Annotated in this window: 10 protein-coding genes; all 10 read left to right on the top strand. The window is 35.1% G+C overall.

Features of this window, described 5'->3' with window-relative positions; all coding sequences use genetic code 11:
- Positions 1 to 47: 47 nt before the first annotated feature.
- The 10 genes from mqo (at position 48) to AQ616_RS10240 (ending at position 11116) form a co-directional block, all read left to right on the top strand.
- Positions 48 to 1556: a malate dehydrogenase (quinone) gene (gene mqo, locus AQ616_RS10195; protein WP_069685729.1), complete on the top strand. Its 1509-nt coding sequence runs from the start codon at positions 48 to 50 to the stop codon at positions 1554 to 1556.
- A 288-nt stretch (positions 1557 to 1844) separates the two neighbouring features.
- Positions 1845 to 2276 (top strand): LysM peptidoglycan-binding domain-containing protein, encoded by a 432-nt coding sequence (locus AQ616_RS10200; RefSeq protein ID WP_069685730.1) that lies wholly within the window; start codon positions 1845 to 1847, stop codon positions 2274 to 2276.
- A gap of 410 nt (positions 2277 to 2686) precedes the next feature.
- Positions 2687 to 2989 carry a MerR family transcriptional regulator gene (locus tag AQ616_RS10205; protein WP_069685731.1) on the top strand — a complete coding sequence of 101 codons (303 nt, stop codon included), beginning with the start codon at positions 2687 to 2689 and terminating at the stop codon, positions 2987 to 2989.
- Positions 2990 to 3194: 205 nt separating this feature from the next.
- Complete coding sequence (locus tag AQ616_RS10210; protein ID WP_017796083.1) at positions 3195 to 3911, top strand: DUF5058 family protein; 717 nt, start codon at positions 3195 to 3197, stop codon at positions 3909 to 3911.
- Positions 3912 to 3938: 27 nt separating this feature from the next.
- A complete protein-coding gene (locus AQ616_RS10215) occupies positions 3939 to 4649 on the top strand; it encodes a hypothetical protein (RefSeq protein ID WP_017796084.1) in 711 nt (236 codons plus the stop codon).
- Positions 4650 to 4666: 17 nt separating this feature from the next.
- Positions 4667 to 6094: an amidohydrolase gene (locus AQ616_RS10220; RefSeq protein ID WP_069685732.1), complete on the top strand. Its 1428-nt coding sequence runs from the start codon at positions 4667 to 4669 to the stop codon at positions 6092 to 6094.
- Between the two features lie 512 nt (positions 6095 to 6606).
- On the top strand, positions 6607 to 7383 hold the full coding sequence (locus AQ616_RS10225; RefSeq protein WP_017796086.1) for a 2,3-dihydro-2,3-dihydroxybenzoate dehydrogenase: 777 nt from the start codon (positions 6607 to 6609) through the stop codon (positions 7381 to 7383).
- A gap of 25 nt (positions 7384 to 7408) precedes the next feature.
- Entirely contained in the window at positions 7409 to 8605 is a 1197-nt protein-coding gene (gene dhbC / locus AQ616_RS10230; RefSeq protein ID WP_084822462.1) for an isochorismate synthase DhbC, read from the top strand.
- Entirely contained in the window at positions 8599 to 10218 is a 1620-nt protein-coding gene (locus AQ616_RS10235) for a (2,3-dihydroxybenzoyl)adenylate synthase (RefSeq protein ID WP_017796088.1), read from the top strand. Before dhbC ends, AQ616_RS10235 begins: the two co-directional genes overlap by 7 nt.
- A gap of 13 nt (positions 10219 to 10231) precedes the next feature.
- Positions 10232 to 11116, top strand: coding sequence for an isochorismatase (locus AQ616_RS10240; protein WP_069685734.1), 885 nt, complete (start codon positions 10232 to 10234; stop codon positions 11114 to 11116).
- The last annotated feature ends 8 nt before the right edge of the window (positions 11117 to 11124 follow it).

Consider the following 11124-nt stretch of genomic DNA (forward strand, 5'->3'; position numbering starts at 1 on the left):
AATGTTTTATTTAAGTTTTAAAATTTTGGGGGATAAGGACGGATAAAATGAGTAACAAACATACGCAAGCAGACGTTATCTTAATTGGTGCTGGAATTATGAGTGCTACATTAGGATCTCTTCTGAAAGAACTATCACCAGATTTAGAAATTAGAGTATTTGAGAAGCTCGAAAATCCTGGAGAAGAAAGCTCCAATGAATGGAATAATGCTGGTACAGGGCATTCGGCATTATGTGAGCTTAACTATACTTCCGAAAAAAAAGATGGATCCATCGATATCAATAAAGCGGTGAACATCAATGAACAGTTTCAACTTTCGAGACAGTTTTGGTCTTATCTTGTAAACCGTAAGTTGATACGCAATCCTGAAGAGTTTATCAGAGCATTACCACATATAAGCTTAGTACAAGGTGAGAATAATGTGAATTTCCTTAGAAAGCGCTTCAAAGCGCTGGTGAATCATCCATTATTTAAAGGGATGGAGTTCACAGATGATAAAGAAATGCTAAAAGAGTGGATGCCACTGATTATGAATGATCGAGACACAAATGAACCTATTGCAGCGACAAAAATTGATTCTGGAACGGATGTTAATTTCGGTGCTCTAACACGTCTTTTGTTTCAAGAATTAGATCGAACAGAAATTGATGTGAATTACAATCATAGTGTAGAAGATATTAAACGAAATAGTGAAGGGTTATGGGAAGTAAAAGTTCATGATATGAAGGATGAAAAGATTGAATATCATACTGCTAAATTCGTCTTTATCGGTGCTGGAGGAGGAAGTTTACCATTACTTCAAAAAACGGGTATTAAAGAATCCAAGCATATCGGAGGCTTCCCAGTTAGTGGATTATTTATGGTATGTAATAATCCCGACGTAATCGAGCAGCACCATGCTAAGGTCTATGGTAAAGCTAAAGTGGGGGCACCGCCAATGTCTGTTCCGCATCTCGATACGCGGTTTATTGAAGGGGAAAAATCATTACTATTTGGCCCTTTTGCAGGTTTTTCGCCAAAGTTTCTAAAAACAGGGTCCTTATTTGATTTAATACATTCTGTTAAGTCGGATAACCTTTTTACCATGCTTTCTGCTGGAATGAAGGAATTGCCGCTAACAAAATACCTTGTTCAACAAGTTGTCTTATCTAATGAAAAGCGTATGGAAGAATTGAGGGAGTTTATTCCAAATGCACAAAGTAAAGATTGGGATGTGGTTATAGCTGGCCAGCGTGTCCAAGTAATTAAAGATACAGAAGATGGAGGCAAAGGTACACTGCAATTTGGAACAGAAGTTGTTTGTGGTGAGGATGGGTCCGTGGCAGCTTTACTAGGTGCTTCCCCAGGGGCTTCTACTGCAGTACATGTGATGCTAGAAGTAATAAAAAAATGTTTCCCTGAACATTTGCAAGAATGGGAACCAAAAATCAAAGAGATGATACCTTCATATGGTATAGCACTTTCTGAGAATCCAGAGTTATATAAAAAGATTGAGGTATCTATTGAACAGGCACTCGGTTTAAAGAGCGAAGAGCCTATGATGATACCTTCATAATAGAAACAAAGTTGATATGAAAAGGTCTGTGATTTAATTTCACAGACCTTTTTCTATGCTATAACAAATAAAGATGATGGATTTGTCTACCTTTACATCTTTATTTCATTCTATTAACGCCGGCTAAAAGAAGTAGTCTCCTATGCGTAATTTATATTAGAAAAAAATATAAACATAAACACATAGGAGGTTTTTATCATTAAGTATTTAGCATCACTCACACTACTAACTATTACATTAGGATTAGTACTATTTTCAAACGAAGCACATGCAAGCAGTAACTATACGGTGCAATCGGGAGATGTTCTATCCGAAATCTCAAAGGAACATAATGTTGATGTTGCAACATTATTAGAGTTTAATACATCCATAACAAATCCGGATATTATTTTTGCTGGTCAGTCGATTACGATTCCAGATGCAAAAGGAGAGAAATTCAATGTAACTGCTTATACAGCAGGCTATGAATCTACCGGGAAAGAACCTGGTGATCCAGCCTATGGTATTACCGCATCAGGTACAGAAGTGCAAGAGGGACAAACTATCGCTTGTCCAGAATCAATGTCATTTGGAACTAAAGTATATATACCATATTTTGATAATACATTTACTTGTGAAGATAGGGGAAGTGCTGTTTCAGAAGGAGACTTAGATGTATATATGTCAGATGTGGATGAAGCAATAGAATTTGGTGTAAAAGAATTACAAGTCCAGTATTAGGTTGAATTGAATTCTATTTCATAAATATAATTAATTAGTATAATATAGCTTTACTAGCTAGATTTATGAAGATAAAATCTATGTTGGGATAAATATGTAATACTTTTTGAATCTGAACTTTCATTCTAGTTCTTTAAGTTAATAATTTGACATTCTACTGATATAGGAAACAATACAATATTGATAACATCTGAACCTTCCAACTTTTAGTTGGGAGGTTTTTATGAGGGTTTTAGCCTCATGACAAAGGTTATATTTTCAATTTACATTGTTTTATATTTATGTATAATGACCCCTTTTTAATGATTTAACATATGTAGAGAAAAATACTTGATATAATGTAGAGATATAACAATAAAAGGAGAATTTTGTAATTAAAGTCGATGACAAATGGATGGAGGAGGAAAAGTATGACCTCATATAAACATAAAAAAGTCATTACCATTGGGATTGTGAATGAATTAACTGGTCTTTCTGTACGGCAAATTCGTTATTATGAAGAGTGCGGATTAATTTACCCAGATAGATCGAAAAATGGTACAAGAAAATACTCCTTCTCTGATATTGAGACACTGATGAATATTGCAGAGCAGCGAGAAGAAGGTGTACAAACGAAAGAAATAAAACATAATATGCTGAAAAAGAAAAACAAGCAAAAAGTTAAGGAAGAGATGCTTCGTGGTCAGATTAATGCACATTTTCATCAACGATAAAATGTGGTAGCAAAACTGTAGGTTGGTAGATTCTCATTTTTAATTAAAAATTTTATTGTTAGAAAATCTAACAAAGTAATTGCAGTATTATAGGAAATCCTTTTTAATGTATAAGTATAAAATAAAATAATTGAATCTTTAGATAATACTAAATTACTAGACTATTATCTTTAATTAATTATATCTAGAAAAAGGAGGAGTTATAGTGGAAGCAACAATGATATTTGCAAATAGTCCTATAGTATGGTTGTTCGCTTTATTAGTTATTAGTGTGGTAGCTTTTCAAGGAATAAAATTCATTTTATTAGCATTAAAAACGAGTCCTAGTGTAGGAATGACGAAAGAGGAAGCTAAGAGTGCACTTAAAGTTGGAGCGATAAATGCAATTGGTCCTTCATTAGGTATTATTATTGTTGCAATATCATTAATTGCTTTACTAGGAGAGCCACTTACCTTAATGCGAATCGGTATAATTGGCTCCGCAGGGATTGAGGCTACAGGAGCTCAGCTTGCATCTTCATCTGCAGGTGTTGAGCTAGGGACATCAGCCTTTACCAATGAGGTATTTACATTAGTAGTGTGGGTATTATGCTTAGGTGGTATCGGCTGGTTATTAGTTGTTACACTATTTACAAAGTCACTTGGAAAAATGCAAACAAAAATTGTTAGTAAGAATAAAAATAAGGAATTTCCAATCATGATTATCCTCTCGACAGCAGCTATGTTAGGTATTTTTAGTAATTTTGTGATGGATGAAATGGCAAAAGGAGTGATGAGTGCAGCTGTTATTTTTGCATCAGGTATCGCGATGATTCTTGTCTCTTTAATTGCTAACAAATTCAAGAAACTCAATTGGTTAAATGAATACTCCTTAGGAATATCAATTATTGTTGGGCTGTCTGTCAGTTATATGATGTTGTAATTTAGATGAAAGAGGAGATGATTTTGAATGGAAGTAAGTAGAAGAGTCATAGAAACGGAAGAGGAAAATTCAGCCATGGCATTAAGTATGTCAATCTTTCACCAACGATCTCATTTTTGGGGTAGGATAACCATTTGGACTGTAATCCTACTAACCATTAGCTTACCTTTTACTTTATCATTTTATCTTGGTTATCATCCTGGATGGCAATCAATATTAACTGGATTTTTGGCATATGCATCTGTAGTAGGAGTAATTTGGTTTGTCGAACCAATTTCATATTATCCAACACTTGGAGTATCGGGAACATATATGGCATTTCTTAGTGGAAACATCGCAAATATGTGTTTGCCATCAGCAGCTGCTGCACAGAATGCAATAGGAACGGATCCTGGTTCTAAAAAAGGAGAAATTGCAGCTGCATTAGCAATTGGTGCTGCTTCCATTGTAAATTTAATATTTTTAATTATGATTATTTTAGGAGGATCCTATGTCCTTTCAATTATTCCCGAGTCTTTGAAATCCGTGTTTCCCTATATTGTACCTTCTATATTTGGTGGGATATTTGCACAATTCGCATTGAAAAAACCACTATATGGGGGGATAGCAATTTCGATTGCTTTATTGCTATATCTACTCTCTATACCAACGTTAATTAAAGGACTGTTATGCATCATTTGCACTGTTTCTATCGTACTTTTAATTGAGAAAAAGAAATTTAAAAATAAAGTAGCATAATTTTAGGAGGCTGTTTCATGAGTAAAAAAGAGATTTTAGATTGGATAAATACAAATGAGGGAATTTTTACGGACATAGCGAAAAATATCTGGGAGAATCCACAATTAGCTTATGATGAGGACTATGCAAGCCAGCTACAAATCGATACTTTAGAAAAAGAAAATTTCCATATTCAACCTAATATTGGTGGGATTCCTACAGCATTTGTAGCAGAATACGGAAATGGCTCACCAATTATTGGTATACTTGGGGAATTTGATGCGTTACCAGGATTATCACAAACGGTATCACCGACAAGGGAAGAAATTGTAGCTGATGGACCAGGGCATGGATGTGGTCATCATTTATTAGGAACAGCTGGTGTTGAAGCAGTAATTGCATTAAAGGAGTATATGAAAAAAGAAAATATCAAAGGAACCGTACGTTATTATGGTTGTCCAGCAGAGGAGGTACTGTCAGGTAAAACATATATGGCAAGAGAGGGTGTATTCGATGATTTAGATTGTTGTTTGACTTGGCATCCAGGTACATCCAATTTTACAGTGAATCAAAGTATGCAGGCGATGGTTTCCATTGAGTTTGAATTTACAGGAATAACAGCACATGCTGCTGCAGCACCTCATGCCGGAAGAAGTGCTCTTGATGCTGTAGAGTTAATGAATGTCGGTACAAATTATATGCGAGAACATGTTTTAGATGGATCACGAATACATTATGTTATAACAAATGGTGGACTAGCTCCAAATGTTGTACCTGATCAAGCAAAGGTTTGGTACTATTTACGAGCTGCTACGAAAGAACAAGTGAATGATATGTTAAAAAGAGTAAAAAAGATTGCTGATGGAGCAGTGTTAATGACGGAAACAGAAGTGAAATCAACCATCTTAGCATTTGCTTACGAAACACTTCCAAATGAAACATTAAATGACATAATGTACGAAAATATGATGCAATCGGAAATATCATTTACAAAAGAAGAAGAAACATTTGCAACTCAATTGTTAAAAAGTATTAATCCAGAGATTGTCAAGATGTCGAAAAAACAGTTACATGATCAAACAGATGATTTACTTCCGACACATATGGCGAATAATAAGCAATTGCTAGGGTCTTCAGTCGGAGGTTCAACGGATGTCGGAGATGTAAGTTGGATTACACCTACCGGAATGGTGATGACAACTTGTGCACCTGTTGGTGTGCAGGCTCATACCTGGCAAGCCACTTCCTCTTATGGTTCTTCCATTGGCTATAAAGGGATGCATTTAGCAGCGAAAACAATGGCATTAACTTTATATGATCTTTTTTCAAATGAAGAGCTTGTTGCAAAAGCCAAAGAGGAATTTAAACAAAGTACAACAGGTAAACCTTATATAGCTGGAATACCTGATGATGTAAATCCCCCTGTGAAAAAGAAGGTGGATCCTGTTTTTACATCCATGAAGTAAATCGTATATAGTGCCTAAAGCATTCTCATTTTGGTGAGGGTGCTTTTTCATATCTTCAGATGGCTAAAGGATTATTTTATCGAATTTTTATAAAAATGTAGGAAATTAGATGGAAACAAAAATAGTGTGGAAAAAAATAATAATTTTTTCCACGCTATTTTTAGTTAGTGGTAGAAACTGAACTATAGCAATAACTAAACTACATATTGGGTTTACATTTCGACGAATCAATCCCAATTGATAACTTTTTATATTTAAATATCTGTTTTTTAAGATAATTAACAATTATAGACTGTTATATCAATCTTCAAGAGGTTGTAATGAGGATAATATATTGCATGTTTGCTAAATTTTATAGGCATTTTTACCTTGTTGACGGATAGTTTGATGTATTCTAAAGTATTTAATATATGATAATGATAATCATTATCATTTAAAACACCAGTTGAGATTCGTCTTTATTTTTTTATATAGTATTGAGAATGATTATCAATTAAAGGAGGTATGGTGAATTGATCGAAAAGAAAGTTGCTATTGTTACTGGTGCAGCGCAAGGAATGGGGTATGAAGTATTCCATGCTTTGGCAGTGAGAGGTTATGTAGCGGTAGGAATTGATATCCAAGAAGAAAAGTTGCACAAAATAAAAGGTGTAGCTGAGAAGGATAAGTTAGCAGTTGAAGCATTTTATGCTGATGTCTCTGATAGTACACAAGTCAATGAAATTATTGATCAAGTATATAGAATCTATGGAAGTATAGATGTTTTAGTTAATGCAGCTGGAGTACTATCACAAGGAGAAGTAACAACACTTTCCGATGAGGCCTGGGAGCGGACATTTGCTGTAAATACATCGGGCGTTTTTCATGTTTCTAAAGCCGTATGTAATCGAATGAAAGAGAACAAGCAAGGATCTATAGTGACAATTAGTTCTAATGCAGCGTCCGTACCGAGAACATCCATGGCAAGTTATTGTGCTTCGAAAGCTGCTTCCCTTATGTTTACGAAGTGTCTTGGATTAGAAATGGCAAGTTATGGAATTCGATGTAATATCGTATCACCCGGTGCAACGGATACAGAAATGCAGAGAGCATTTTGGAACGAAGAAGCAGATATAGAAAAAGGAATAAAAGGTATTCCTGAACAATATCGAGTAGGTATTCCATTGCAAAAAATAGCAAATACATCAGATATTACTGAAGCAGTATTATTCCTTTTATCAGAAAATGCAAGTCATATTACGATGAATAATATTGTTGTTGATGGTGGAGCTACGTTAGGTGCGCAATAGATGCAAATAAAGGGAGATGGATTACATGTCTGTTGAAACGTTAAATGAAGAGCAACAACTAATTAATCAATATCATTCAAATGATTATTTATTATCTTTTCCTAGTAAAAATATTTTAGGTAAAGGAAAAGCAGTGGAACTTACGGAGGAAGAACAACGAGGATTATCATTTCGTAAAAGAATCGAATCCCTATTACATAAAGGAACATTGAATGGGATGGAAAATCCAATTGTTATTGGTGCTTTGCCATTTCATCAACAAGATAAGGGGACATTAGTAATACCAGAAGAAATTCAGCAGTCAGAAGTTTACCAGAATGTAGATAACTCATTATCATCAGATACTATCTCATCAACACATATACAGTCGATTCCTTCGGGTAAGGAATATGCAAAAGCAGTAGAGAAGATTACGAAGGAAATTAAAGAAGGAAAGCTGGAAAAAGCGGTTCTTGGTAGGGTTCTACAAATAGATGTAGACAAGCAGCCCGATATTTCACATCTTATCCAGAATTTAATTACACATAATCATGATAAGTATAACTTTGCTTTAAATACATCCGAAGAAGGCAAAGAAAAAACATTAATCGGTGCTAGTCCAGAATTATTAATTTCCAAAAAAGGAAGCATCGTTGTTTCCAATCCTTTGGCTGGATCACGTCCAAGACAGAAAGATCCAGAAAAAGATGTTTTAATAGCGCAGGAATTACGCCATTCGGAAAAAGATTTGCATGAACATCAGCTTGTCGTTCAATCTGTTTTGAATGCATTACGACCATTTTGCAAGAAGTTACATGTACCTGAAGAACCATCTGTTATTCATACAGAGACAATGTGGCATCTTTCAACAGAAATCATCGGCCATTTAGAAGATCCATATACGCAATCAATTGAAATAGCTGAAAATTTGCATCCAACACCAGCGATATGCGGAACCCCTAACGATATTGCATTGGAGAACATTAGGCAGCTTGAACCTTTTAATCGAGATTATTTTTCAGGGTTAATTGGCTGGAGCGATAAAAATGGTGATGGAGAATGGGCGATTACGATTCGTTGTGCAGAAATTGAAGAAAATATGATTCGCATGTTTGCAGGTGCAGGGATAGTAAAAGATTCAGTTCCTGAAGAAGAAAAAAACGAAACAGCAGCGAAGTTACAAACGATGCTACGTGTATTTGGAATAGATTTTTACGAAGAGGAAGGGAATGAATCATGCTAGAAGGGTATAAGCCTTGGCCAGAAAGTCTTAGAAAGTATTATCAAGAAACTGGATGCTGGACCGGAGAAACTTTCGGGGGAATATTAGAGAAACAAGCTAGAGATAGAAAAGACAGTGTTGTGATTACAGATGGGGAGAAATCCATTACTTATCAACGATTAGATGAGAGAGTAAACAAACTAGCTGTTGGATTCATGAATTTAGGTATAGAGAAAGAAGATAGAGTAGTTCTACAACTACCTAATACAATTGAATTTTTTGAGGTTTGTTTCGCGTTATTTCGAATAGGTGCTTTACCTATTTTTGCATTACCACTACACCGAAAAATGGAAATAAGCTATTTCTGTGAATTTACAGAAGCTAAAGCGTATATCATTCCAGATGTATACGATAACTTTGACTATAGAAATCTAGCAAATGAAATAAACAGCTCTATTCCAACTCTGGAGCATACGATTGTTGCAGGGGAAACAGAAAGGTTCACTTCCTTAGAAAAATTATATATTGATAAACAGGTATCATTTCCAGCTATTACAGGAAGTGATTTAGCATTCTTTCAATTATCAGGTGGAAGTACAGGGTTACCCAAATTAATTCCGCGTACACATGATGAATATATTTATAGCCTCCGAAAAAGCGTAGAAATATGTCGGCTAAGTCAAGATACGAATTTCTTAGCGGTTCTACCTGTGGCACATAATTTTACGATGAGTTCACCAGGCGTTTTTGGAGTCATCTATGCCGGAGGGAAAATTATTCTTAGTAAATATCCTAGCCCGGATGTTGCCTTCCCATTGATAGAAAAGGAAAAAGTAGACTTTACCTCACTTGTTCCACCATTAGCAATTGTATGGTTACAGGCGCAAAAAAGGACAAAAGCAGATTTAAGTTCGTTGAAAGTCATTCAAGTTGGTGGAGCGAAATGCAGTGCAGAAATAGCTAAGCAAATTAAACCAGCCTTTAATTGTAAGTTACAGCAAGTATTTGGAATGGCAGAAGGTTTAGTGAATTATACGAGATTAGATGATGATGACGAAGTAATTATTCATACACAGGGAAAACCGATGTCAGAATATGATGAAATTCGTATTGTAGATGAAGAAGACAATGAGCTTCCTGTAGGAGAAACTGGACAACTTCAAGCAAGGGGCCCGTATACTATCATTGGTTATTTTAATGTAGAAGAACATAATGCAAAAGCTTTTACATCCGATGGTTTTTATCGTACTGGGGATGTAGTCAAACTGACAGAAGAAGGGTATCTCATCGTTGAAGGAAGAGATAAGGACCAAATTAACCGAGGTGGCGAAAAAATTGCTGCAGAAGAGGTAGAAAATTATATCCTTTCGCTTCCAGGCGTACATGATGTAGCAATTGTAAGTATGCCAGATAAATTTCTTGGAGAAAGGTCTTGTGCTTTTGTTATAAAAAATAAGGAAGAATTAACAGTGAACGACATAAAGGATTTCTTACAACATAAAGGAATAGCCAATTTTAAAATCCCAGATCGGATAGAATTTGTGGATCGTTTTCCATATACAGCACTAGGTAAGGTAAGCAAAAAAAACTTAAGAGCAATGATAAAAGAAAAACTAACACAAAAAAGTTATTAAGGAGAGATAAATAATGTCAATACCTTCAATTGCAAGTTATACGTTACCAACGGAAAATGAACTACCAAAAAGTAAAGTGGATTGGAAGGCAGAAGCAAGTCGATCCGTATTATTGATTCATGATATGCAACAATACTTTTTAGATTTTTATGGTCAAGACTCTCCTCTTATTCAACAATTGATAAAGAATATATCAAAGATAAAAGAGACATGTACGAAACTTGGCATCCCAACAGTTTATACCGCACAACCTGGGGATCAAAATCAAGAAGATCGAGCGTTACTTACTGATTTTTGGGGACCAGGTCTAGATGATGATATAGAGCAGACAAAAATTACCGATCAGTTGGCACCTACAGAAGATGACATTGTGCAGACGAAATGGAGGTATAGTGCATTTAAGAAATCGCAACTATTGGAATGGATGCAGGAAAATGGTAAAGATCAATTAATTATTTGTGGTGTCTATGCCAATATTGGGTGCATTGTTACTGCTGTAGAAGCATTTATGAGTGATATTCAACCATTTATTGTTGCAGATGCGATGGCAGATTTTTCGAAGGAGCAACATGAAGAAGCTTTAATCTTTGGATCCGGACGTTGTGCAAGACCATTAATGATGAAGCAATTAATAGAGGATATTTCATCTGAAAATACGATAACTACTTCATCCATAAAAGCACAAGTAGCAGAAATGTTAGAAATGTCACCGGATCAATTAAATGTGCAAGATGACTTAATTGAAAGTGGACTGGATTCCATTCGAATTATGATGCTTGCAGAAAATTGGAATTCTGAAGGGATAGATATAAGTTTTATAGAATTGATTGAATCTCCTAAGTTGGAATCTTGGTATCAAAAATTAGTTTCAGAATACGAAACCATTCAGGTAAAGTAAGGGGATGT

Origin of the sequence: Oceanobacillus sp. E9 (assembly GCF_001741975.1) — a bacterium.
Lineage (GTDB): Bacteria > Bacillota > Bacilli > Bacillales > Amphibacillaceae > Oceanobacillus > Oceanobacillus kimchii.

Excerpts from the sequence above, each read along its gene's own strand:
- AQ616_RS10215 (WP_017796084.1), top strand. The coding sequence starts at position 3,939 with ATGGAAGTAAGTAGAAGAGTCATAGAAACGGAAGAGGAAAATTCAGCC.
- dhbC (WP_084822462.1), top strand. The coding sequence starts at position 7,409 with ATGTCTGTTGAAACGTTAAATGAAGAGCAACAACTAATTAATCAATAT.
- AQ616_RS10235 (WP_017796088.1), top strand. The coding sequence starts at position 8,599 with ATGCTAGAAGGGTATAAGCCTTGGCCAGAAAGTCTTAGAAAGTATTAT.
- AQ616_RS10220 (WP_069685732.1), top strand. The coding sequence starts at position 4,667 with ATGAGTAAAAAAGAGATTTTAGATTGGATAAATACAAATGAGGGAATT.
- mqo (WP_069685729.1), top strand. The coding sequence starts at position 48 with ATGAGTAACAAACATACGCAAGCAGACGTTATCTTAATTGGTGCTGGA.
- AQ616_RS10205 (WP_069685731.1), top strand. The coding sequence starts at position 2,687 with ATGACCTCATATAAACATAAAAAAGTCATTACCATTGGGATTGTGAAT.
- AQ616_RS10240 (WP_069685734.1), top strand. The coding sequence starts at position 10,232 with ATGTCAATACCTTCAATTGCAAGTTATACGTTACCAACGGAAAATGAA.